Raw genomic sequence first — 23886 nt, 5'->3', positions numbered from 1 at the left:
GCCCCACTTCTTTCACCCTCCCCCCTCTTCACCACCTTCTCGACCCGCCCTGGAGCGAACCCCATGAACCACCCCAGCCTCCGCAGCCTCATCGACGCCTCCGAAGGGGTCGTCAAGGCCGACCGGATCATCAAGGGCGGGCAGCTCGTCAACGTCCACACCGGTGAGATCTACCCGGCGGACGTCGCGATCACCGGCGAGCGGATCGCCGCCACCGGTGACGTCGCCGCCTACGAGGGGCCGGACACCGAGTTCGTCGACGCCACCGGCAAGTACCTCACCCCGGGACTCATCGACGGCCACCTCCACCTGGAGTGCTCCAAGCTCTCGGTGACGATGTTCGCGGACGCGGCGGTCCGCTTCGGCACCACGTCGGTGATCTCCGGTCTCGACCAGTTCCTCGTCGTCGCCGGTCTCGAAGGGGTGCGCGAGGCGCTGCGGGAGGCCGACGCGAGCCCGATGAAGATCTTCTGGGGCGCCCCCTTCAAGACGCCGTACACCCTGCCCGAGACCACGGTCGGCTTCACCTTCGGGCCCGAGGAGCACGAGGAGACCCAGGGCTGGGCCGAGTGCTTCGGGGTGTGGGAGACGGTCGCCGAGTTCGTCCTCAACCGGGACGAGAAGGTGCTGCGCGCGCTCGAACTCGCCCACCGCAACCGGCTGCCGATCTTCGGCTGCGCCCCGATGGCCGCACAGACCACCATCAACGCGCTGTCGGCGGCGGGCGTCCGCCTCGACCACGAGAGCTACACCGCCGAGGAGGCCCTCCAGAAGCTGCGGGCCGGCATGTCGCTGCTCATCCGCGAGTCCTCGGTCGCGCACTTCATGGAAGAGAACGTGCGCACGGTCACCGAGTTCGGCGCCCAGTCCCGGCACGTCGGGTTCTGCACCGACGACATGCACGTCGCCGACATCATCCGCGAGGGCCACCTCGACAAGCTGGTCCGGATGGCGATCAAGGCGGGCGTCCGCCCGGTCGAGGCGATCCAGATGGCCACGCTGAACTGCGCCGAGATGTACCGCATCGACCACCTCGTCGGCTCGATCACGCCGGGCCGCTTCGCGGACGTCCTGATCGTCGACTCCCCCGAGTCCTTCCAGGTGGAGCGCGTGTTCGCGCGCGGCGAGCTGGTCGCGGAGAACGGCCGCACCCTGCGTGCCCCGCAGCCGCCGGTGCGTACCCCCGCGCTCTCCCCCGCCTTCCGGGTGGCCCCGCTCGCGCCGGAGGGCGTCGGCATCGCCGCCGAGGGCGACGAGGCCCGGGTGCTGGTCGTGGAGATGGACCGCACCGTCCCGTTCGTGCGCAAGGGCGTCGAGATGACGCTGCCGGTGGTCGACGGCACGGTCCGCGCGGACCTCGCGCAGGACGCGCTGTACGTCACGGTCTCGGAGCGGTACGGCAAGAACGACGGCGCCACCGTCACCGCCATGATCAACGGCTTCGGCCTGCGGTCGGGTGCCATCGCCTCCTCCGCCGCTCCCGACGACAACAACATCGTCTGTGTGGGCGCCGACCGCGCCGACATGGCGCTGGCGGTGAACCACCTCTCCGAGCACGGCGGCGGCCAGGTCGTCGTGGACGGCGGTGTGATCAAGGAGTTCCTGCCGCTGCCGGTGGCCGGAATCGTCGCCGACATCACCCCGGAGGAGATGGCGGAGGCGGAGGACCGCCTGGAAGCGGCGTCCCGCGCGCTCGGCTGCGAACTCCCCTCGGCGTTCGGCTACTTGATCTTCCTGGAGATCACCGCCATCCCCGAGTACGCCGTCACCGACCTGGGTGTCGTCAGCTACACCACGCAGGACGTCGTCGACGTCCTGCTTCCCGCCGCCAACTGACCCGCCGTACCCAGGAGATCGCCATGACCGAGACCGTCACCGTGGACCCCTTCGTCGCGGGTCTGCCCAAGTGCGAACTGCACCTCCACATCGAGGGCACTCTGGAGCCCGGACTGAAGTTCGCGCTCGCCCGCCGCAACGGCGTGGAACTGCCGTACGCCGACGAGGCCGCGCTGCGCGAGGCATACGACTTCGACGACCTGCCCGGCTTCCTCGCCGTCTACTACGAGGGCATGTCCGTGCTCCGTACCGAGGCGGACTTCTACGACCTCGCCGCCGCCTACGCGGCCAAGGCCCACTCCCAGAACGTCCGTTACGCGGAGATCTTCTTCGACCCGCAGGCCCACACCGCGCGCGGTGTCGCCTTCGACACGGTGATCCGCGGCCTGACCCGCGCGTTGGACGACGCCGAGCGGGCGACGGGCTTCCGGGGCCGTCTGGTGATGTGCTTCCTGCGCGACTTCCAGGCCGAGTTCGCCATGGCGACACTCGTGCAGGCCCTGCCGTACAAGGAGTGGATCATCGGTGTCGGCCTGGACTCGGACGAGGCCGGCAATCCGCCGGTGAAGTTCCGCGAGGTCTTCGCCCGGGCGCGCGCCGAGGGCTTCCGGCTGACGATGCACTGCGACGTCGACCAGAAGAACTCCACGGAGCACATCCGCCAGGTCCTCGACGAGATCGGCGTCGACCGCATCGACCACGGGGTCAACGCCCTGGAGGACCCGGCGCTGGTGGCCCGTATCGTCGAACGCGGCCTCGGTCTGACCGTGTGCCCGATCTCCAACGCCCATGTCACGGACGGGCTGAAGGCCGCCGAGATCCGCGCGCTGCTGGACCAGGGCGTCAAGGTCACGGTCAACTCCGACGACCCGGCGTACTTCCCGGGTTACGTCTCCGAGAACCTCGCGGCGCTGCGCGGGCCCGCCGCCCTCTCGGACGAGGAGCTGGTCCTGCTCCAGCGGAACGCCATCGAGGTGTCCTGGGCGGCACCTTCGGTCCGGGAGCGCTTCCTGGCCGAACTGGACACCTACCGGGGCTGATGAACGTGGGAGGCGGGTGACGCGTCGGCGGACGTGCAACCCGCCTCCCACCGGGCTGCCGGCCGCCGGGCGCTCCGTCGAGGAGCACGGCCACCGGGCCGCCCGGACCCCGGACCCGCGCGTCCCTTGGTCATCCCCGCCCGCGTCGGCGGGCCCGTCGTGCGACCACGTCCTCGTAGGTCCGGCGCAGCGTGGCGGTGACCGCGTCGATGGTGAAGTCGGCGTTGACCAGGTCCCAGGCGGCCTTGCCCGCCTCGGCGGCGGCCCCGGGTTCCAGCAGTTCCAGGACGGCTCCGGCGACCTTGGCGGCGTTGGCCGCGTCCTCGCCGACCCGGCTGTCGATCACCCGGCCCGCTCCGGCCTTCGCCACGTCCGGGCCGAGGCCGCAGGTGCGGGTGATGACGACCGGGGTGCCGACCGACATCGCCTCCAGGACCGAGACCCCGAGCGGCTCCTCGATGGACGGGAGGACGTAGACGTCGGCCTCGCGACCCGCCGCCAGGACCTCCTCGTGGCCGAGCGGGCCCACGTGGTCGAGGGAGCCCCTCACGCCGAGCTTCTCGGCCAGCGCCAGGGTGCCGGCCAGCGCCCCGGTGTCCGGGCCTGCCAGCACGAAGCGGGCGTCCGGGTGTTCGGCGAGCACGGCGGGCATCGCGGCGACGAAGTCCTCGGGCCGCTTGCGCTCCTGGACGCGGGCGAGGAAGAGGACGGTGGGCGGCCGGCCGGGCTCGCGGGCCGGTTTGCGCTCCTGGGGGCGTACCCCGTTCACCAGCCGGACCGTGCGGGTGAGGGCGACCGGCGCGGCCACCGCGTTGACGTCGAGTCGCTCCGTCTCGGTGAGGTGCAGGACGGCGTCGGCGTCGCGCAGCACCTTCCGTACGCCGAGCAGGTCGGTCAGCTTCGCCACCGGCTTCTCGGTCGGGTCGATCATGCCGTGGGTCTGCACGACCAGCGGGGTACGGGTCGCGAGCGCGAGGAGCGCGACGGGCAGGGTCACCAGGTCCCGCATGAGGTGTACATGGACGAGGTCGGCATCACGCATGGCGCGGCGGGCGGCGCGCAGCAGCGCGAGCGAGGTGATCCCGCTGACCTCGAACATGGGCAGAACGTGGCGGGCTTGGTGGAGAAGGGCCGGAACTCCCTCTATGTCAGCGGGTAGTTCGCCTCGCACGAAACCGTCTCCCAGCGCCATGATCCGCGCGTCGTCACCGGCCGCCCGCTGGACCTTGGAGAGGTTGAGCGCCACCCGGGTGGGCCCGCCGAAGGCGTGGTCCGGGGTGTGCAGCGTGACGACGTGCAGGATTCTCACCAGGTTCCCCTCAACCTCGGCCGATGTGCACAGAGTAGCCAACGCATCCCCCCAAGTGGGTTGATTCGTTAGGGTGTTCGCAGGTCCACGGAACGGGGGGCGCATGACGTCCGTGTACGACACGGTTCCGCCCGCGCGGGCCCGCGCGGGGGGCGTCCGCGGTCATCTGGAGCCCGTGGCGAGGCCGCTGGCCTGGGCGATGCTCTCGCGCGCGCTCGCGGTGCCGCTGATCCTGGGTCTGGTCGTCTTCCTGCCCGCGGTGGTCGCGGCGCAGCCGGGGACGGGCGGCCGGGACGTCGTCTTCTGGCTGCAACTGGTCCTGACGTGCTACGCGGGCGCCCGGCTGGCGACGATGATCCTCTCCACCCGGCGCCGGCTGCTCCAGGGCGTGTTCTGGATGTTCGTGTACATCGCGATGGGCGTCGCGCCCCTGGCGCAGGCGGTCATCGGGAAGACGCCGACTCCGCTGGTGGGGCCCCGTTCGGACCTGGTGACGGCCACCGCGATGATTCTCGTCGGATGCTCCGCGTTCGACCTGGGCGCACTGCTGGCCTCCCGTCGCCCGCTGCGGCGCCGGTCCTCCTCCTCACGGTCGCGGCGCGGGCGTCCGGCGGTCGCGAGCCGCAGGCGGCTGCGGCTGCTGTTGCTGGTGGCGTTCGCGGCGAGCGGCTACTACGTGGTGAAGCTCGGCGGCCCCGCGATCTTCTTCAGCAGCCGGCAGGAGATCAGCGCGTCCGTGGCGGAGAGCGGGATCACCTCGGAAGGGTCGAACGTCGGCTCGGCGTTCCTGAAGGGCTTCGGCACGGTACCGGCACTACTGGCCCTGCTCTTCTGGACGCGCCGTCTGGTGACCTCGCGTCGGGCCCGGCGCTCGCCGTCGACGGTGCTGGCGTGGACCGCGCTGGTCCTGCTCAACCTGGTCGTCAACAACCCCATCTCGAACGCGCGTTACTGGTTCCTGACGGTCCTCGTGTCGCTGCTGTTCACCGCTTTCCCGAGCAGTGCGGCGGTGTACCGCACGGTGCTGGCGATGGGCGTGGTGGGGGCGCTGGTGCTCTTCCCCTACGCGGACCGGTTCCGGTACGACGACAGCGGCTACCGGCCGGTGCAGTCGGCCTCCGCCTTCGAGCCGCTGGCGACGAAGGACTACGACCAGACGGTCATGTTCGCCAACACCATCGCCTGGGTGGACACCCGGGGCCATACGTACGGTCGCCAGCTCGCGGGTTCCACGTTCTTCTTCGTCCCGCGCGCGGCGTGGAGCGGGAAGCCCGAGGACACCGGGGTCCGGGTGGGGCAGTGGATGGGGATGAACATGACCAATCTCTCGGCCCCGCTGTGGACCGAGTTCTGGGTGGACTTCGGCCCGGCCGGGATGGTGGCGGGTCTCGCGCTGATCGGTTACCTCGCCGCGCGCACCGACCGGAGGTACGCGGTGGCGGTCACCCGGGCCGGGCCGGGACCGGGCAGCGTGCTGGCCGTCGCGGCGCCGCTGGTGGCGGGTTACACCTTCATCCTGCTGCGCGGTCCGCTCCTCCAGTCGGTGGGGAAGCTCGCCATCGCGGCGCTCTGTCTGGCGTTCGTCACCACGTTCACGGAGCGGAGCGGACAGCGCTCGCGCTGACGGTCTCCGTACCGGCCCCTCCGGCGCTCCGCAGCCTGGCGACCCGGGTCCAGGTGGCGACTGCCTTGCAGACGGAGCCCAGGCAGAGGCCCCAGGCGGCGCCCGTGACTCCGGCGGCCGCGTATCCGGCGATCAGGAAGACGACGGCGGCGAGCGAGAACACCACCTGGATGGAGAGCGTGGTGCGGGGGTCGAGCATCCGCAGGGCGAGCAGCCCGCAGGTGCCGAAGGCCATCGCCGCGTACTGGCTGCCGGTCGCGGGCAGCAGGGCTGCGGCGGAAGACCAGGTGTCGCCGAGGAGCTGGCCGCCGATCCGGTCGGGGAGCAGCGCGAGGACGGTGGCCCAGAGCGCGGCCGTCGCGGCGAGGACCCCGGCGAGCGCGGCGGTGGCCCGAATCCGGCGGCGTTCGTCGCCGACCCGGGAGAGCAGCGGCGGCCCGAAGCTGGTGGCGGAGGTGAACAGGACGTTGAGCGGCCCGAAGAGGGTGGTCGCCCCGCGCAGGGCGCCCACCACGAGCGGGCTGCCGACCGCGCCGAGGCCGAGCACGGAGAGCTGACTGGTGGCGTTGCCGACCCCGAACTCCACGACGAACCGCTGCCCGAGGTGACCGCGCCGCAGGTAGGGCCGCAGCTCGGTGCGCGCTCCGGCGGTACGGCTCCGCAGCAGGGCGGCGGAGAGCAGCAGCGCCGGGAGGGCGGACAGCCCCCAGGCGGTGACCAGCCGGGCCGCCCCGGCCCCGTGGCTCTGCGCCCCGAGGGCGCCCAGGACGCAGGCGAGGCGGAGCAGGTCGGCGACGAGGGCGAGGTGCGGCAGCCGGAGGGTGGAGAAGGCGTACCGCATGGCGTCCTGGCCGAGGACGACCGGCAGCACGAGCCCGAGCGCCAGGAGGGCGCGGGAGGTCTCGCCGGGGACGAGCAGGGCGCCGCCGGCGAGGAGGGCGCCGAGCACGGCCGCCGCGAGCAGGGCGAAGGCGACGGCGGAGCGGCAGGCGTTCCGGGCCGCCTCGCCGCCCCGGGTGAGGACGAGCGGCTGGCCCGTGTAGGCGCCGAAGACGCCGAGCAGCACGGTGAAGACGAGGTAGACGGCGGAGAACCGGGCGAAGTCGGCGACGGTGGAGAGCCGGGCCGCAGCGACCAGCACCAGGATGTTGGTGAGGGCGGCGATCCCCTGGTCGGCGACGGAGCTGACGACCGCGCCGCGGGCTCTCACCGGCGGGTGGGCGGCACGGTGAAGGTGCGCAGCCCCATCGTCTCGGCCGGGTCGCCGGTGATCTCCGGCCGGCCGTCCCCTTCGGGCTCGGGCCCCCGTCCGCCACCGCCTCCGTCGTCCCGCCGTCCGGTGGACTTCTGGTGCTTCTGGCGTTCCTTGCGTGCCCGCCGGCTGTGTCCGGGGTGGAGGAGCACCCCGAGCAGGTGGCCGCCTGCCGCGCCGACGACCTCGCGGATGCGTTCCAGGTCGCTGCGGTGCACCTCGCGCGGATCACAGACGATCATGACGCCGCCGACCCGGTCCAGGAGGGCGACGGCGTCGGCGTACGAGAGGACGGGCGGGGCCAGCACGACGACGACGGCTCCGGGCGAGTCCGCCTCGGCCACGATCCGTCCGACCGGTGCCGAGGTGAGGGCGCGGGGGACGTTGTCGACCTGGGCGCCCGCCACCAGGGCGAAGGCACCGGAGCCCGGCACGTCGACGTTGGTACGGCTGCCGGCCGGCCAGCCGCGCTTGTCGTCCGAGGCCCACCGGGGCCGGGGCTCGCTGACCGCCGGGCCGAGGTCGCGGGCGAGGGAGGGGGTCCGCAGGTCCGCCTCGATCAGGAGGACGTCGCGGCCCATCTCGGCGAAGGCGGCGGCGACGTTGACCGCCGCCGCGGCGGCGGCCGAGTTGTCCCCGCGGGGGGCGGTGACCAGCAGTCTGCGGTTCTCGGCGAAGGCCGGGTCGTAGGCGAGCCGGAAGGCAACGGCGCGGTACTCCTCGGCGAGCCTGCTGCCACCGCGTCCGATGGCGAGCAGGGCCGTGGCGGCGGCGCGCTCCTTGGGGAGGGTGCCGAGCAGTGGTGCGCCGAGCGAGCGGACCAGCTCGTGGGTGGAGCGCACGGTCGGGTCGAAGACGAGGCGGACCCAGGAGAGCAGCAGTCCGAGGGCGAGTCCGACGACCCCGCCGAGGCCGAGCAGGAGCGGGAGGCCCGCGCCGGTGGGCTTGACGGGTGCCACCGGCTTCTTGGTGAGGTAGCCGGGGGTGGCGTCCAGGGCCTTCAACTCGGAGATTTTCTGGCTGAGTCCGGAGATGGAGACGATGAGGTTCGCGCGGGCGCTGGTGATGTCGTCGGCGGCGGTGGAGCCGATCTGCTCCTCCAGCTGGTCGCGCTTCTCCTCCAGCGGTTTGAGCTGGGCGCGGTAGCCGTTCGCCATGTTCTCGATGCTGTCCTCGGTCAGCTGCTTCCGGTTGGCGAGGTAGGCGGTGGCGAGGGCTTCGGCGCGGGCACGCGCCTCCTCGGGGGTGCTGCCCGTGTAGGTGAAACGGAGGGTGAGGGTGTTCGGCGGGTTGGTGACCTGGAGTCCTGCGAGCAGGTCGCGGGAGGAGACCTTGTCGCCGTGCGCGACGAGCGTGCGGGCGGCGAGGGTGCCGACCGTGTCGCTGACCGCGGTCTGGCGTTCGGAGCCGATGTTGATCCCCTTGTCGGCGGAGGCGCCGGTGGCGAAGGGGTCTGCGGTCGCCGTACGGACCAGGACCTCACCGGTGGCCGCGTAGGTGTCCTCGCCCGCGACGGCGAGGTAACCGCCGCCGAGGAGCCCGACGAGCACCCCGGCGGCGAGCAGGCTCCGGTAGCGCAGCAGTTGGCGGAACTGGTCGCGCAGGAGGGCCGGTTCGTCCTGGTCGTCCAGGGCCCGGATCGGATGGGTCATCGGCGTGCGCTCCCTCGTGCGTTCCCTCGGGCGTTGTCGAGTGCTTCGGCGAGCAGGGCGTCGAAGCGTGCGAGCCCCGCCTCCCGGCTCAGGTGCTGTGCGACGTAAGCGGCTCCGCGCGCGCCGAGCCGGCCGGCCGCCGCGTGGTCGGCGGCCAGCTCGCGTACGGCGGTGAGCAGGGCGGCCGGGTCCTCGGGCCGCACCAGCACTCCGGCGCCGGAGCGGCGCACCTCCTCGGCGGTGCCGCCGCCCTCGGCGACGGAGGCGACGACGGGCCGCCCGGAGACGAAGTAGGAGGTGAGTTTGGAGGGGACGCTCATGTCGAGGACGGAGGCGCGCTGGGTGACGGCGAGGACGTCGGCGGCGGCGAGGACGTCGGTGAAGTCCTCGGCCGCGGCGGGCGGCAGGAAGTCGAGATTCGCGAGCCCGGCGGACCGGGCGCGCAGTCCCTCGCGCTGGTTGCCGTCGCCCATCAGGACGACCCGGACGTCGGGCGCCAGCCGGGCGAGGTCGACGAGCACGTCGAGGCCCTGCTTGAGCCCCATGTTCCCCGAGTGGAGCAGCACGGGGGTGTCCGGTTGCCAGCCGAGGCGGGCGCGGGTGGCCGCCCGGTCGGCCGTGGGCCCTTGTACATGGGTCCAGTTGGGGACGGTGCGGATGCGGGCGGGGTCGACACCGAGGGCCCTGACGCCGGGCACGAAGCTCTCGTGGATGACGCCGACGAGCGCCGCGTCGCGCAGCGCGTACCGCTCGGCCGCCGCTGCGGCGGACGCGGCCCTGCCGCCGCCCCGGATGCCGCTCTGGGCGGCGGCGGCGCCCATCAGGTCCTGGACCACGGGGATGTACGGGACGCCGTGGCGGCGGGCGATCCGGGCGCCGACGACACCGCCGGCGAGGCTCGGCATCTGGGCGACGACGGCGTCCGGGCGGCCGGGCGGCGGGGCGAGCAGTCCGTGGCCGAGGACGGTGAGTTCGAAGAGCCCTCGGCGCAGGGCGGTCTGGCGGGGCGGGACGTAGTGCCGTCGCCGGTGGACGTGGACTCCCCCACGGCGCTCCGTGGTGCGCCAGACGCCCCGGTACTCCTCGTCGGTCCGCCAGGACGGGTAGTGCGGCATCCCGGTGAGCACGTCGGCGCGGGCGGTGGTGGCCGCCCAGTGTTCGGCGAGCTGGGTGGCGTACGGGCCGATGCCGGTCAGCTCCGGCGCGTAGTTGGTCGAGACCACCAGGATCCGTCGGTCGTGCAGCGGCATGTGTGGTGCGGCAGCGGACATCGGACGATCGCCTTCCCCCCGGAACGGCCCCCTGCTCCCCCGAGGGAGAGCCCCGTGCCGAGCTTATCCGTTCACGGCTTGCACAAGTGTTCTTCACAGTAAGGTCGTTGGAATCATCAGCACATGACGTTCACCGTGGGGGGAGAGAACGGATGGTGCAGCACAGGGTGGGTTACGCGCCGGGCGTGTACGACCTGTTCCACGTGGGTCACCTCAACATCCTTCGCCATGCCCGCAGTCAGTGCGACTACCTGGTGGCGGGGGTCGTCTCCGACGAGATGGCCGAACTGGCCAAGGGCCACCGGCCGGTGATCCCGCTGCCGGAGCGGCTGGAGATCGTCCGCAGCATCCGCCACGTGGACGCCGCCTTCGTGGAGACCGTGCCGGAGAAGATCGACACCTGGCAGCAGGTCCGCTTCGACGTGATCTTCAAGGGCGACGACTGGCGGGGCACGGAGAAGGGGAAGAAGCTCGAACGCGACTTCGCCGAGGTGGGCGTCGAGGTCGTCTACTTCCCGTACACCGTGCACACGTCCAGCACGCAGCTGAGCAAGGCGCTCGACGTGCTCACCGCCCGGCCCGGAGCGCTCTCAGCTCCCTGAACCACTTGGCCAGGAAGGCGACCAGGAACAGCGCGTGCACCACGGCGAGCGCCGCGTACCCCGCCAGGAAGGCCGTGGGCTCACCGAGCAGCAGGAAGACCAGGCAGAACACCCCGTAGTCGGCGGGGAGCAGTGCGACTGCGCGGACCCGGGAGACCGGCCCGGCGGGGGCTGCGGTCCCGGGGTCCGCGCGCTGCGCCGCCTTGCCCAGCTGCTCGCGCAGGAGTCCTGCGCAGAAGGTCAGGACGGCGACGAAGAGGAAGCCGAGGGGCAGCAACAGCCAGGTCTCGGAGCGCTGTTCGCCGATGTGGTGGAGGTCCGAGCGGTAGAGGGAGATCAGCACCGCCGTGTGGACCAGGATCATCTTGGCGCAGTCCACCACGTGATCGAGCCACTCCCCGTCCGGGCCTCCGCGTCCGGTGAGCCGGGCGAGCTGGCCGTCGGCGGAGTCGAAGGCGAAGCCCACCACCAGCCCGGCCCACACCAGCGCCCCGAGCGCCCACGAGGGCCCGGCGAGTGCGACTGCGGCGAGCGAACCGAAGGTGAACAGGGCGCTCACCAAAGTGACTTGATTGGGCGTCAGTCCCAATCGGAAGGACGCTGCCGCGAGCACCCGGCCCGCGGGCCTGTTCACGTAACGCGAGTAGAGCGAGACTCCCTTGGCCGTCTTCTGCGCCCCGCGCAACTCGCGCAGCACCGTACCCGTGCTTCCCATACGCCCCCCAGCGTCCGGCGGTTGCCCCGCATCATGGCACGCTTCCGTTTCCGGGCATACGGTGCCGAGCGGTACGGCCCCCGCGACACCCGGACCCGCCGAGGATCAGCGTTCTTGCGTGAGTTGGTCGTCCAGGTCGTCGAAGAGCAGGTCACCGTGGTCGATCTGACCGGTCCGGTACGCGGATCTGGCCACCAGGTGCGCCGCCACCGGGCCGGTCATCATCTGGAAGAAGAGGATCAGGGCGAGGGTCGCGAGGTCCATCCCGCTGCGCAGCCGCATCGCCACCCCGATGAGTACCAGCAGGATGCCGAGGGTCTGCGGCTTGGTCGCCGCGTGGCTGCGGGAGAGGACGTCGGGCAGCCGGAGCATGCCGAAGGTGCCGAGCAGGCAGGTGGCCGCGCCGAGCAGGATGGCGACGGCCCCGGCGGTGTCGACGACGGTGAGCCAGGTGGTCATGGTCCGGTCTCCTTCGTGCCGGTGGGGCGGCGCGGCCGGGGGTGCGGGCGCGGCCGGTCGCGGACGGCGATGAAGCGGGCGATGCCGACGGACCCGGTGAACCCGAGGAACGCCAGCACCAGCATGATCGGGAAGTAGAAGGTGTCGCGGACCAGCGCCGCGCGGGCCCCGAGCCCGGCGATGATCAGGGCCGCGCACACGTCGAGGGAGAGCGCGCGGTCGAGCATCGAGGGTCCGCGCCAGATGCGCGCGAGCAGCAGCAGCCCGGCGACGACGATCGTCGCCACCGCGACGTACAGCAGCCAGCGGTCGACGTTCTCGGTCGTGCTCATGCGGGGGTACTCCCGGTCCGCGGGTGGGGTGGCGGCGGCTCGGCGACCCGGGCGATCTCGTCCCGGGTCCCGAAGGCCCGTACGGTCAGGGCTTCCATCCGCCACACCGAGCGCCGGGCCGCGTCGAGTTCGGCGGGCCGGTCGGCGTCGAGCACGTGCAGGAAGACGGTGGCGGTGGAGCGGCGCACCTCGACGATGGCACCACCCGGCACGTTGGAGACGGCGACGGCGGTGGCGGTGAGCATCAGGTCGCTCCGGCAGCGCAGCGGCACCGCGATGACGCCCGCCCGGTGCGGCCGGCCGGCGAGGATCTGCCCGGCCACCTTCGCCCCGGAGGTGAACATGTCGTACAGCAGATAGCCGGCGAGCCGCAGAATGCCCCAGGGGTGCAGCCGCAGTCCGAGATCGACCCGGGGCAGGGGGAAGGCCAGGCAGACGGCCACCGCGACGACCACTCCGGTGAGGACGTTGGCCCAGGTCAGGGTGGACCAGAGCATCACCCAGATCAGGGTGAGCCAGGCGATGAGCGGCAGGTCGAGCACCCGGCGCCCGCTCCTGCCCAGGGTGAAGGCGAGCGGTGGCATCCCGGGCCCGTGCGGGAATCGGCGGCTCACCGGCCGAGCACCTCCTCGATGTAGGGCGTGCGCCGCAGGAGTTCGGCGGCGGCGCGGTCGGTGTAGCCGGTCAGCGGTCCGGCGAAGACGGTGAAGGCGAGGCTGATCGCGACTCCTGCGGCCGTGGCCGCGACCATGGTGCGCGGCAGCCGGGTCGTGGTGGTGATGGCGCGTCCGTGCAGGGTGGCGGCGAAGGCGCGTCCGGCCGGTCCGGGCAGCGGGTGCACCGGTTCGTCGCCGGTGCCGGGCATGCGGTCGGGTCCCTCGTCGGCGTCGTCGTCCTCGTCGGAGTCGGCCTCCAGTACGGTGCCGTCGAGTGCCTGTCCGGGCGGGGCGTCGCGCCAGAACGCCAGGTTCCAGACCTTGGCCATCACGTACAGGGTGAGCAGGCTGGTCGCCGTGGACCCGGCCACCAGGAGCCAGGCCCAGACGCTGCCGTCGGCGACACCGGCGCGCATCAGGCCGAGCTTGCCGATGAACCCGGAGAACGGCGGGATGCCCGCCATGTTGAGGGCCGGGACGAGGTAGAGCACGGCGAGCAGCGGGGCCGCGCGGGCGAGGCCACCGGTCCGGGTGAGCTCGGTGGTGCCGCCCCGGCGTTCCATCAGCCCGGCGACGAGGAAGAGCGTGGTCTGCACGGTGATGTGGTGGGTGACGTAGACGATCGCGCCGCCGTACGCCTGGCGGGTGGCCAGGCCGATCCCGAAGATCATGTAGCCGATGTGGCTGATCAGGGTGAAGGAGAACAGCCGCTTGAGGTCGGTCTGCGCGACTGCGCCGAGGATGCCGACGATCATCGAGGCGAGGGCGAGGGCCATCAGCAGGTCGCCGACCCGGTTCCCGGGGAAGAGCAGCGTCTCGGTGCGCAGCATGCTGTAGACGCCGACCTTGGTGAGCAGCCCGGCGAAGACGGCGGTGACGGGCGCGGGTGCGGTGGGGTAGGAGTCGGGGAGCCAGGCGCCGAGCGGGAAGACGGCGGCCTTGATGGCGAAGACCGTCAGCAGCATGGCCTGGATCAACGTCTGCACCCCGAGCGGGAGTTCCGGCAGGCGCTGGGCGAGCTGGGCGAAGTTGGCGGTGCCGGCCGCCGCGTAGGTCATGGCGATGGCCGTGAGGAAGAGCATCGAGGAGAAGAGCGAGATGATCACGTAGGTGGAGCCGGCCCGGATACGGGGCCCGGTGCCGCCGAGGGTGAGCAGCACGAAGCTGGCGACGAGCATGATCTCGAAGCCGACGTAGAGGTTGACGAGGTCTCCGGCGAGGAAGGTGCAGGAGACCCCGGCGACGAGGATGAGATAGGCGGGGTGGAAGACGGCGACGGGGGTTTCCTCGTCCCGGTCGGCCATGCCCTGCCCGAGGGAGTAGACGAGCACGCAGAGGGTGACGGCCGAGGAGACGGTCAGCATCAGGGCGGAGAGCCTGTCGGCGACCAGGGTGATGCCGAGCGGCGGGGGGAAGTCCCCGAGGTGGACGGAGAGCGGGCCCTTCGACTGGGTGGCGGCCATGAGTCCGGCGGAGAGCCCGAGGACGAGGGTGAGCACGGCGACGCTGATGAAGCGCTGGAAGCGCTTGAGGCGGGTGCCGAAGGCGAGGCTGAGTCCGGTGGCGCAGAGCGGCAGCAGCACCGGCAGCGGGACGAGCGCGTTCATCCGGCGTCTCCTGGGTGGTGGTCTCCGGGGTGGTCGTCTCCCGGGCGGTCGTCTCCCGGGCGGTCGTCTCCCGGGCGGGGACGGTGCGAGGGGTCGTCCGGGGACGGGCGGGCGCCGGAGGCTTCCGCGTAGTCCTCCGGGTCGGCGCCGAGCACGTCGTGCCAGAGGTCGCCGGTCGCGTCCCGGCCCCGGGCCTGGAGGGCGCGGTCGGCGCGCAGCCGGTGGCGCAGGCGGCGGCGTTCGTCCAGGTAGCGGGCGCGCTCCTCGCTGGTGGGGGCGTCGCCCGTCCGGTACTCCTCGATGAGCTGGGCGCGTTCGCCCCGTACCTCGGCGCGCAGAGCGATGCGCCGGTCCTCCAGGTCGTCGTGGACCTCGTCGGTGCCGGTCAGCTGGTGGCTGCGGTAGGCCATGGCGAGCAGGAACGCGGTGGTGGCGAGGGTGATGACGATCGCGGTGAGGGCGATGGCCTGCGGCAGCGGGTCGGTGACCTCGCGCAGCGGTACGCCGTAGAGCAGGGGCGCGGCGCCCGCCGAGCCGGTGCCGGCCAGCACGAGGAGGTTGATGCCGTTGCCGACGATCACCGCGCCCAGCAGGATGCGGGTGAGCGGCCGGGTGAGCATGAGGATTCCGCCGACCGCGCAGAGGACGACGGCCGTGGCGAGCAGGGCGGCGCTGACGGTCACCGGGCGCCGCCTCCCGCCTCGGCCGGGCCCTGGTGCCGCAGCGCGGCGGCGCGCTCGATCTGCCGGTCGATCTTCGCGCCCAGCGCGCGGACGAGGTCGAGGACGACGCCGAGGACCAGCAGGTAGACCCCGCAGTCGAAGAGGACCGACGTGCCGAGGTGGTAGTCGCCGAAGACCGGCAGGTGGCCGTGGTAGGTCCAGGCGTGCAGCACCGTGCCGTCGAGCAGGCCGACCAGGGCGATGCCGGTGGAGAGGAACAGTCCCAGTCCCGTGATGAGTCCGGGGGGCAGCGGCGCCGCCTCCGCGAGTTCGAACCGGCCGCCCGCCAGGTAGCGGGTGATCAGGGCGACGGAGCCGACCATCCCGGCGACGAACCCGCCGCCCGGCATGTTCTCCGCGCAGAAGAGCAGGTACACGGAGAGCACCAGGACGGGGTGGAACAGCAGCCGGGCCACCACCTCGAAGACGAGCGAGCGGTGTTCGGGGGCGAGGGTGGAGGTCGCGGCGAGCCAGTCGCGTTCGGGGGCGCCCTCGTCGCCCTGCGGGAGCCCGGTGAGATCCTCGCGGTCGCGGGAGAGCGACCAGGCGGTGCCGTGCGCAGGGGTGGCGGCGGTGAGCGTCGGGATTCCCGCCGCTGCGGGGGCGCCGGGCGTGGCCCGGCCGGCGGGCTCGTCGCCGGAGGCGGGCGGTTCGCTCCTGCGGTGCAGGTAGATCAGGCTGGTCACGCCCACAGCGGCGGCGGCCAGCACCGCCGATTCGCCCATGGTGTCCCAGGCCCGCAGATCCACCAGGATGGCGGCGACGACGTCCTTGAGGCCGTGGCTCGCGGCTTCCTCCACCATCGCCGCCCCGGCCGGTTCGGCGGTGCGGGCGGCGGCGGAGACCCAGACGGCGACTCCGAAGGTGGCGGCTGCCGCGAGGGCGACCGGGATGCGTACGGCCCTCCGCCAGGAGCTGACGGTCTCCTGGAAGTGCACCGGCATCCGGCGCAGCACCAGCACGAACACGATCATCGAGACGGTCTCGACGCAGAACTGGGTCAGCGCGAGGTCCGGTGCGCCCTGGACGACGAAGAGCAGCGCGGTGCCGTAGCCGGTGAGTCCGGCCAGTACGACGGCCTTCATCCGGCGGCTCACGGTGAGGCAGAGCAGGGCGGCGGCGCTGGTCAGCACGGCCAGTGCGCCCTGGAGGGGGGAGTCCCAGAGCCGTGGGGCGACCGCGTCGTCCCACGGGCGGTCGGTGACGAGGACCGCGAGCTGTCCGGCGATCAGGACGAGCAGGGTGGTGGCGAGGTAGACGGAGAGCGAACCGCGTTGCACCAGGCCGGTGATCTGGAGGGCGAGGCGTTCCAGGCCGAGCAGGAGGTGGCCGAAGACGCTGTCGGCGGTGGGCCAGGCGACGCGCCGGGAGAGGGCGCGGACGGGGGTGCGGGCGGCGAAGAGCAGGGCGCCGCCCGCCCAGGCGACGCCGGAGAGCAGCAGCGCGGTGCCGAAGCCGTGCCAGAGCGCGAGGTGGTAGGGGTACGCGGTGGCGGGGAACTCGTCGGCGTACCGGCTGAACAGGTGCTCCGTCCAGCTGATTCCGGGCCCGAGCACGAGCCCGGCGACGGCGAGCACGGCGGGCGGGGCGAGGAAGGCGGCGGAGACCCGGTGGACAGGGGTGTCGGCGACGCCGGGCTTGCGGAGGAAGGTGCCCCAGACGAACCGGAGGGTGTACGCGGTGGTGAGCGCGGAGCCCGCCACGACGGCCGCGAGGGTCCAGAGGTCGGCGGTGTCTCCGTGCAGGAGCGACTCGAACGCGGCCTCCTTGGCGGCGAATCCGAGCAGTGGGGGCAGCGCGGCCATGGAGGCGGCGGCGAGCACGCCGACGGCGCACACGTACGGCAGGGAGCGGCCGACGCCGGAGAGCCGGCGCAGGTCGCGGGTGCCGGTCGCGTGGTCGACGACACCGATGACGAGGAAGAGCGGGGCTTTGAACAGGGCGTGGGCCAGGATCATGGCGACGGCGGCGAGCGCGGCGTCCCGGTTGCCGTCGCCGGCCAGCAGGGTGAGGAAGCCGAGCTGGCTCACCGTGCCGTAGGCCAGCACGAGTTTGAGGTCGTGCAGGCGCAGGGCGCGCCAGCCGCCGAGCAGCATGGTGGCGGCGCCGAGCACGAGGATCACCGGGCGCCACAGCGGTACGTCGGCGAAGGCGGGGGCGAGCCGGGCCACCAGGTAGACGCCGGCCTTCACCATCGCGGCGGCGTGCAGATAGGCGCTGACCGGGGACGGGGCGGCCATGGCGTTGGGCAGCCAGAGGGAGAACGGCCAGATCGCCGACTTGGACAGCGCGCCCGCCAGGACCAGTGCGACGGCGACCTGGACGGCGACGGAGGCGGTGGGAGGGTGGTCGACGATCTCCGAGATCCGGTACGTTCCGGCCGCCTGTCCGATGATCAGGAACCCGACCAGCATGGCGAGTCCGCCGAAGGTGGTGACGGTGAGGGCCTGGAGGGCCGATCTGCGGTTCTGTTTCTTCTCGCTGGTGTGCCCGATCAGCAGGTAGGAGAAGACGGTGGTCAGTTCCCAGAACACGTAGAGCGTGATCAGGTCGTCGGCGAGGACGAGGGCGAGCATCGCGCCGGCGAAGGCCAGCAGGTTCCCGGCGAACCGGGCCAGTTGGGGTGTGTCGTCGGCGAAGTACGAGGCGCAGTAGAGCAGCACGAGGGTGCCGACTCCCGCGGCGAGCAGCACCATCAGTTCGCCGAGGGCGTCCAGGCGCAGATCGACGGAGACGTCGTACACCGGAATCCAGTCCCAGGACCACTCGTCGGGCCGTCCGTCGGCGGCGCTCGTCCACATCGTGAAGGCCCAGGCCGTGGTGGCGGCCGGGGGGAGCGCGAGCACGGTGAACGCGCGGCTGCCCAGCCGGTGCACCAGGGGACCGGCACAGGCCGCCAGCGCGAAGTGGCAGAGGATGAGCGCGATCACAGCGGGGCGTCCGGGAAATATGGCACTGAGTACAGATATATCCCCCGGCGGCGTTCACCCGTCCGGCACGCCGCACGGGGCGCGGCGGCGCCTGATGACCACCCGGGCGGTCCCGGTACGCGCCCCTGGGGCGTCTAGAGGTGTGGGGAATACGTGGGACCGGTGTTGTTCATGTGAGCCCACTTTCTCTTCATTTTTTCACTGTGCCTAGTATCTATGTGTCGAAGTTCTCAACGGAATTGACGGTTCGTGAGACCGTCACCCACGTCAAGGAGCATGCCCTGCGCACGCGCGCGTCTCGGCGCACCGACTCGACCCCCATGTCGCTGCGGACAGCCCTGCTCATCCTGGCCATCGTCCCCGGCGTCGCCCTCGCGGCCCTCTGGGCGGTCACCAGCGGTCAGACCCTGCTCGACTTCCAGCGGCAGGCAGCCCAGGGGCAGTTGGCCCAGAAGGCCGGCCAGCCGTCCAACATCGTGTACTTCAACCTGCAGGAGGAACGGCGGCTCAGCGCGGAGGCGCTGGCCGATCCCGATGCTTCGAAGGAGGCTCTCCAGCGCCAGCGAAAGCTCACCGACAAGGCGATCGAGACCTTCCAGTCGGTCTCCGACATCTCCGCCGACAGCGCCCCCGTCAAGGTGCGCGAGGCCGTCGGCAAGGCCCGTGAGTCGATCAACCAGCTCCCCGCGCAACGGACGTTGGTCGACCAGGGCGACGACGAGCAGCAGGCGGTGGTCTACGGCTACTACACCGACCTCATCGACGTCGACCTCCAGCTCTTCGCCGCCCTCAGCCAGGTGGACAACGGCGAGGTGACCACCGCGTCCGCACCGCTGGTCGACCTCTTCTGGGTCAAGGAGATGGCGTCCCGCTCGGACGCGCTGCTGGCCCGTGGCTGGTCCGACGGCAAGCTCAGCACCGCGGACCTCGCGCAACTGCGCGAGGAGATCACCGGCCAGTCCTTCCAGTACTCCACGAAGGTGCTTCCCAACCTCCCCGCCGACGAGCGGGCGATGTGGAACAAGATGGCCGAGGGTGAGGCCTGGAAGACGAAGACGAAGCTGGAGGCGCAGATCCTCGCGCCCCGCGACGCCGACTCCAAGGGGTACGTCAGGATCGTCGCCTCGCAGAAGTCCTGGCGTTCGACGATGGACGAGGTCACCCCCCAGCTGGTGGCCCTGCTCCAGCACCGCACCGAAATGGTGGTCTCGATCGGCAAGGACAGCATCGTGTCCCTGCTGGTCAAGATGGTGATCACCACGGTGGTCGGTCTGCTCGCCGTGGTCGCGGTCATCCTCACCACCTGGCGCCTCACGCGTAACCTGCGACGCCGTATCAAGCGCCTCCAGGACCACGCGGAAGAGCTGGAACGCACCCTTCCGGACGTCGTCGAACGGCTCGGCCAGGGCGAGAAGATCGATGTCGAGGCCGAGGCCCGCGCCATCGAGTCCGATCGCAAGGACAAGTCCGGCGACGAGCTCACCCAGCTCGGCGCCGCACTCAACCTCGCCCGCACCAGCGCGCTCGCCGCCGCCGTCAAGCAGGCCGACCAGCACCGCGGGTTCGAACGCCTCCTCCTCCGCATCGCCCGCCGCACCCAGCAGCTCATCGGCCAGCAGCTCAAGAAGCTGGACCAGCTGGAGCGCAAGCACGAGGACCCCGAGGTGCTCGACGGGCTCTTCGACCTGGACCACCTCACCGCGCGTCTGCGCCGGTACGAGGAGAACCTGGTCATCCTGGCCGGCGGCGCCCCGCACCGGCGCTGGCGCAAGCCCGTCCCGCTGCTGGACGTCATGCGTTCCGCCCAGGGCGAGGTGCAGGACTACCAGCGGGTGGTGCTCGACCTCGACGGGACGCCCTGGCTGTCCGAGCGGGCCGTCGGCCCCGTCTCGCACGTACTGGCCGAACTGATCGAGAACGCGCTGACGTTCTCCCGGCCGCCGAGCCCCGTGGAGGTCCGCGCCGCCAAGGTGAGCCGCGGTCTGGCCATCGAGGTCGAGGACCGCGGCCTCGGCATGGAGGAACACCAACTGGCGGAAGCCAACGAGCTGATGAGCCGACCGCCCCGGATGGACGTGCTCGCCCACTCCGAGGACATCCGGCTCGGCCTCCATGTGATCTCCCGTCTCGCCCACCAGCACGACCTGCGGGTGGAGTTCCGTTCGTCGGCGTTCGGCGGCACCCGTGTCGTCGTCCTCGTGCCCGACGAGCTCACGGTCGCGCACCCGACCGGGCGCCCGGTGGCCGCCGTACCCGCGGCGGTGCCCGCGCCGGAGCCGGTGCGCGAGGAGGCCCCCGCCTCCGCCGGCGCGCTGCCGTCCCGGGTCCAGGGCCGGGCGATGGCCGGGGTCACCGCACTGGTCGACCACGCCGCCGCCCGCTCCCAGCGGTCCGCGCAGTCCGAACCGTCCGAGGAGCGGCCCCCCGCCGTCGCGGACACGGACCGCCCGGTCGTCTCCGGTACGTACACGGTCCCGGAAACCCCGTACTCCGCCCCCGCGGAGCCCTACGGGAACGAGGGGTACGCCGAGACGTCCTACGCCCCCGCGCAGGAGTCGTACGGCACGGCCGAAGGCTCCTACGGTCCCGGCGACCAGTCGTACGGTTCCCCCTCGGACCCCTACGTGCCCCAGGACCAGGGGTACGCCCCGCAGGAGCAGCCGTACATGACGGCGGCCGGACAGTACCCGGTGCCGGACCACGGCTTCCCGGTCCAGGACGCGTCGGCCGACCTGTACCCGGCGCCGGAACCCGGCTACCCGGAGCCGTCGTTCGCGGAGCCCTCGTACCGGGAGTCCTACCAGGAGCAGCCGTACCCCGGCGGCTTCCCGGGGCCCGACCCGGACACCTCGCCCTACGGGAACCACGCGCACAGCGGCGAGCGGCAGCCCGAGGTCTCCGGCCATCCCGCGCTCCCGCCCGGCCAGGACGCCCCGGCACCCGGCTCGGAGCCCCCGCTCCCCCGCCGGGTCCGCCAGGCCAGCCTGGTCGACGAGCTCCGGGTCGATCCCGGGGCGGGCCGGCAGGCCACCGCCCCCAGGACCCCGAGCTGGGACGAGAACCCTCTGCTCAGGCCCGCTCCCCGGCGTGCCGGTGCTGCCATCGGGGCGTTCCAGCGGCGGTCGCGCGAGGCACGCTCGGCCGACGGGGCGCCCGCGCGGACGACCCCTCCCCCATCGCCCCTCAACCCGAGAGAAGAACGGTCATGACACGCACAACGGCCACGCTCCAGGACCTCGACTGGTTGCTCGACGGCTTGGTGGACTCGGTGGCCGAGACCGTCAACGCCGTGCTGCTGTCCGACGACGGACTGGTCGTGAGTCACTCCCGGACCATCGACCGGTCCGACGCCGAACGGCTCGCCGCGATCTGCACCGGGCAGCAGAGCCTCGCCCGGGGCGTCGGCCAGCTGTTCCGCGGCGGCACGGTCCACCAGGTCATCGTGGAGCTGGCCGACCTCTGGCTCTTCATCATCACCGCCGGTCAGGGCACCCACCTCGCCGTCGTCGCCTCCCAGGAGGTGGACGCCGAGGTGATGTCCCTGGCCATGCACAACCTGGTCCAGCAGGTCGGCCAGAAGCTCACCGCGCCCGTGCGCGGCGAGTTCGACGCCTTCGGCACCGGGGACGGGCAGCGGGTGTGACGCCCTACTGGGACGACGACGAGATCGACGCCGATGAGGACGACGGTGCGGGCACCATGGTGCGCCCGTACACGATCACCCGGGGCCGGACCGCTCCCGAGCGGGACGACTTCACTCTCATCACCGTGCTGACGACCGTGCACGAGATGCGCGACGAGCACGGCACACCGCTGCGGCCTGGCCGGCTCCAGCCGGAACACCGCATGATCCTCGACCGCTGCATGCACCCCGCAGCAGTCGCCGAGGTGTCCGCCGATCTCGACCTGCCGATCTCGGTGACCAAGATCCTGTTGGCGGATCTGGTCTCCCAGGGCCTGCTGCTGGCCCGTGCCCCGCTGTCGGTGGCACGGGCTTCCGGCGGGGCCGACATGGGCATGCTGGCCGCCGTACGTGACGGACTCCGGAGACTCTGAGCAAGATGACAACCCCTCAAACGGCGCCCAGCGCCGTCAAGATACTCATCGCCGGTGGCTTCGGCGTCGGAAAGACCACCCTGGTGGGCGCGGTCAGCGAGGTCGCCCCGCTGCGCACCGAGGAGTTCCTGACCAAGGCCAGCATCGGCGTCGACGACCTGGCCGGTGTCGGCCGGAAGAGCACCACGACGGTCGCGCTGGACTTCGGCCGCATCACGGTCAGCCCGGAGCTGGTGGTCTACCTGTTCGGCACGCCCGGACAGGAACGCTTCTGGTTCATGTGGAACGACCTGGTCAACGGGGCGCTCGGCGGTGTCGTCATCGCCGACACCCGCCGGCTGGACACCAGCTTCGCCTCGATCGACTTCTTCGAGAGCCGGGACATCCCGTTCGTGGTGGCGATCAACTGCTTCCACGGGCACAACACCCGCAGCCCCGAGGAGATCCGCGCGGCGCTCGACCTGGACCCGCACGTCCCGCTCCTCGTCGGCGACGTGCGCGAGCGGTCCTTCGGCCGCGACGTGCTGCTGGCACTGGTCGACCATCTGATGGCGCTGCCGGCCGCGGTCGGCTGACGGTCGCCCGGCCCGCGCCCTCCCCGCACTCCTCAACCTCCCGGGAAAGAGAACAGACATGGCAACACCCCTGCGCGTACTGATCCACGGCGGCGGGATCGGCGGCCTCACCCTGGCCACCGCCCTCGCCCGGCGCGGTCACACCGTCCGGGTCGCCGAACTGCGCGACGGCGTCGAGGCTCTCGGCGTCGGCATCATCCAGCCGTCCAACGCCCTCCACGTCATGCGGGAGATCGGGACCCTGGACGCCTGCCTCGAAGCGGGCTTCGAGTGGGAGATCCTCACCATCTGCGACCCGTCCGGCGCCCCGCTGGCCAAGATCCCGCAGCCGCGCATGGACGACGCCCCTTCGAACAACGGCATACCCCGGCCCGAGCTGGCCCGGATTCTCGCCGAGGCCGCGACGGCCGCGGGCGCGGAGGTCTCCTACGGCACGACGATCACCGAGCTGTCCGACGACGGCGCCGGGGTCGACGTGGGCCTGTCGGACGGTTCGTCCGCCCGCTGGGACCTGGTCGTCGGCTTCGACGGCATCGGCTCGCCGCTGCGCGGCCGTCTCTACGGCGACACGTACACCCCCGAGTACACCGGCTTCGCCAACTGGCGGGTCACCGTGCCGCGTCAGCCCGAGGTCCAGGGTGTCGTGATGAGCGCGGGCAACGAGGCCGCCAAGGCACTGCTCACCCCGATCACCGACGAGCTGATGTACCTGGGCGCCGTCTTCGGCGAGGAGCCGGACTTCCGGCCGGACCCGGAGCGGGCGCACGAGGAGCTGGCGGAGCGGCTCACCGCCTTCGGCGGGCCGGTGGCCGAGGCGCTGAAGCACGTCACCGACCCGGCGGCCGTGGTGTACTCCCGGATCTCCCAGGTGACCGTCGAGGAGCCCTGGCACGTCGGCCGGGTCGTGCTCGCCGGTGACGCCGCGCACGCCTCCGCGCCGCAGCTGGCGCAGGGCGCGGCGATGGCCGTCGAGGACGCGCTGGTGCTGGCCCAGTCGCTGGACGCCGAGGAGGACGTCGCGACGGCGCTCGCCGCGTGGGAGGCCCGGCGCCGCCCCCGCGCGATGTTCGTGCAGAGCCTGTCGCGGGCGGTCCTCAAGCAGGAGACCGGCAACCCGACGACGCCCGAGGAGGACGAGCTCCTGAAGATCGGCATCCCGGGCGCCGCCCACGTGCTCGTCAAGCCGTACTGACCCGCTGGGGCGGACTTGCTCCGCCCCATGCCCCGACGGGGCCCGGTCGTCCGTTC

The 23886-nt window shown here is 72.1% G+C and carries 20 protein-coding genes; 9 read left to right on the top strand and 11 right to left on the bottom strand.

What is annotated here, in order from left to right:
- Together ACFWEP_RS13510 and add are read left to right on the top strand one after the other, a co-directional pair.
- Positions 1-1836: adenine deaminase C-terminal domain-containing protein (locus tag ACFWEP_RS13510; RefSeq protein ID WP_387369602.1), on the top strand; the 1836-nt coding region annotated here is incomplete at its 5' end.
- A gap of 23 nt (positions 1837-1859) precedes the next feature.
- Complete coding sequence (add, locus tag ACFWEP_RS13505; protein WP_387369600.1) at positions 1860-2876, top strand: adenosine deaminase; 1017 nt, start codon at positions 1860-1862, stop codon at positions 2874-2876.
- Positions 2877-3006: 130 nt separating this feature from the next.
- Here add and ACFWEP_RS13500 read toward each other — a convergent pair whose 3' ends face one another.
- Positions 3007-4185, bottom strand: a complete 1179-nt coding sequence (locus ACFWEP_RS13500; RefSeq protein ID WP_387369598.1) for a glycosyltransferase — start codon at positions 4183-4185, stop codon at positions 3007-3009.
- A gap of 103 nt (positions 4186-4288) precedes the next feature.
- On the opposite strand from ACFWEP_RS13500, the gene ACFWEP_RS13495 reads away from it, so the two are divergent.
- Positions 4289-5809, top strand: a complete 1521-nt coding sequence (locus ACFWEP_RS13495) for a hypothetical protein (protein ID WP_387369596.1) — start codon at positions 4289-4291, stop codon at positions 5807-5809.
- Here ACFWEP_RS13495 and ACFWEP_RS13490 read toward each other — a convergent pair.
- From ACFWEP_RS13490 to ACFWEP_RS13480, 3 genes are read right to left on the bottom strand one after another with little or no spacing between them, the layout of a single operon-like run.
- Positions 5778-7019: a hypothetical protein gene (locus tag ACFWEP_RS13490; protein ID WP_387369594.1), complete on the bottom strand. Its 1242-nt coding sequence runs from the start codon at positions 7017-7019 to the stop codon at positions 5778-5780. The two genes, ACFWEP_RS13495 and ACFWEP_RS13490, sit on opposite strands and share 32 nt — an antisense overlap.
- Positions 7016-8713: a lipopolysaccharide biosynthesis protein gene (locus ACFWEP_RS13485; RefSeq protein ID WP_387369592.1), complete on the bottom strand. Its 1698-nt coding sequence runs from the start codon at positions 8711-8713 to the stop codon at positions 7016-7018. The genes ACFWEP_RS13490 and ACFWEP_RS13485 overlap by 4 nt, the downstream gene beginning before the upstream one ends.
- Positions 8710-9984 (bottom strand): glycosyltransferase, encoded by a 1275-nt coding sequence (locus tag ACFWEP_RS13480; protein ID WP_387369590.1) that lies wholly within the window; start codon positions 9982-9984, stop codon positions 8710-8712. The genes ACFWEP_RS13485 and ACFWEP_RS13480 overlap by 4 nt, the downstream gene beginning before the upstream one ends.
- A 152-nt stretch (positions 9985-10136) precedes the next feature.
- On the opposite strand from ACFWEP_RS13480, the gene ACFWEP_RS13475 reads away from it, so the two are divergent.
- Positions 10137-10586 (top strand): adenylyltransferase/cytidyltransferase family protein, encoded by a 450-nt coding sequence (locus tag ACFWEP_RS13475; RefSeq protein ID WP_387369588.1) that lies wholly within the window; start codon positions 10137-10139, stop codon positions 10584-10586.
- Here the strand turns inward: ACFWEP_RS13475 and ACFWEP_RS13470 are convergent.
- The 7 genes from ACFWEP_RS13470 to ACFWEP_RS13440 all read right to left on the bottom strand — a co-directional run bounded on the left by ACFWEP_RS13470 (position 10552) and on the right by ACFWEP_RS13440 (position 18007).
- The gene (locus ACFWEP_RS13470) at positions 10552-11301 is read right to left on the bottom strand and encodes a CDP-alcohol phosphatidyltransferase family protein (RefSeq protein ID WP_387369586.1); all 750 of its coding nucleotides are present in this window, start codon (positions 11299-11301) and stop codon (positions 10552-10554) included. The two genes, ACFWEP_RS13475 and ACFWEP_RS13470, sit on opposite strands and share 35 nt — an antisense overlap.
- Before the next feature lie 105 nt (positions 11302-11406).
- Complete coding sequence (mnhG, locus tag ACFWEP_RS13465) at positions 11407-11760, bottom strand: monovalent cation/H(+) antiporter subunit G (RefSeq protein WP_387369584.1); 354 nt, start codon at positions 11758-11760, stop codon at positions 11407-11409.
- Complete coding sequence (locus ACFWEP_RS13460; RefSeq protein WP_387369582.1) at positions 11757-12092, bottom strand: monovalent cation/H+ antiporter complex subunit F; 336 nt, start codon at positions 12090-12092, stop codon at positions 11757-11759. The genes mnhG and ACFWEP_RS13460 overlap by 4 nt, the downstream gene beginning before the upstream one ends.
- Positions 12089-12676, bottom strand: coding sequence for a Na+/H+ antiporter subunit E (locus tag ACFWEP_RS13455; RefSeq protein ID WP_387369604.1), 588 nt, complete (start codon positions 12674-12676; stop codon positions 12089-12091). The genes ACFWEP_RS13460 and ACFWEP_RS13455 overlap by 4 nt, the downstream gene beginning before the upstream one ends.
- Positions 12677-12702: 26 nt before the next feature.
- Positions 12703-14355 carry a Na+/H+ antiporter subunit D gene (locus ACFWEP_RS13450; RefSeq protein WP_387369580.1) on the bottom strand — a complete coding sequence of 551 codons (1653 nt, stop codon included), beginning with the start codon at positions 14353-14355 and terminating at the stop codon, positions 12703-12705.
- Positions 14352-15038 (bottom strand): Na(+)/H(+) antiporter subunit C, encoded by a 687-nt coding sequence (locus tag ACFWEP_RS13445; RefSeq protein ID WP_387369578.1) that lies wholly within the window; start codon positions 15036-15038, stop codon positions 14352-14354. Before ACFWEP_RS13445 ends, ACFWEP_RS13450 begins: the two co-directional genes overlap by 4 nt.
- Positions 15035-18007, bottom strand: a complete 2973-nt coding sequence (locus ACFWEP_RS13440; RefSeq protein ID WP_387369576.1) for a Na+/H+ antiporter subunit A — start codon at positions 18005-18007, stop codon at positions 15035-15037. Before ACFWEP_RS13440 ends, ACFWEP_RS13445 begins: the two co-directional genes overlap by 4 nt.
- Positions 18008-18327: 320 nt before the next feature.
- On the opposite strand from ACFWEP_RS13440, the gene ACFWEP_RS13435 reads away from it, so the two are divergent.
- Genes ACFWEP_RS13435 through ACFWEP_RS13415 form a run of 5 tightly spaced genes read left to right on the top strand, consistent with a single transcriptional unit; the run spans position 18328 to position 23830 of the window.
- Complete coding sequence (locus tag ACFWEP_RS13435; RefSeq protein WP_387369574.1) at positions 18328-21216, top strand: nitrate- and nitrite sensing domain-containing protein; 2889 nt, start codon at positions 18328-18330, stop codon at positions 21214-21216.
- On the top strand, positions 21213-21650 hold the full coding sequence (locus ACFWEP_RS13430; protein ID WP_266710071.1) for a roadblock/LC7 domain-containing protein: 438 nt from the start codon (positions 21213-21215) through the stop codon (positions 21648-21650). Before ACFWEP_RS13435 ends, ACFWEP_RS13430 begins: the two co-directional genes overlap by 4 nt.
- Positions 21647-22063 (top strand): DUF742 domain-containing protein, encoded by a 417-nt coding sequence (locus ACFWEP_RS13425; protein WP_387369572.1) that lies wholly within the window; start codon positions 21647-21649, stop codon positions 22061-22063. Before ACFWEP_RS13430 ends, ACFWEP_RS13425 begins: the two co-directional genes overlap by 4 nt.
- Positions 22064-22068: 5 nt before the next feature.
- Positions 22069-22638 (top strand): ATP/GTP-binding protein, encoded by a 570-nt coding sequence (locus ACFWEP_RS13420; protein ID WP_328718842.1) that lies wholly within the window; start codon positions 22069-22071, stop codon positions 22636-22638.
- Between the two features lie 58 nt (positions 22639-22696).
- Entirely contained in the window at positions 22697-23830 is a 1134-nt protein-coding gene (locus tag ACFWEP_RS13415) for an FAD-dependent monooxygenase (RefSeq protein WP_387369569.1), read from the top strand.
- The last annotated feature ends 56 nt before the right edge of the window (positions 23831-23886 follow it).

Origin of the sequence: Streptomyces sp. NPDC060198 (genome assembly GCF_042728415.1) — a bacterium.
GTDB lineage: Bacteria > Actinomycetota > Actinomycetes > Streptomycetales > Streptomycetaceae > Streptomyces.
Note: the sequence above shows the minus strand (reverse complement) of the source record. Positions and strands in the feature narration are given on the sequence as shown.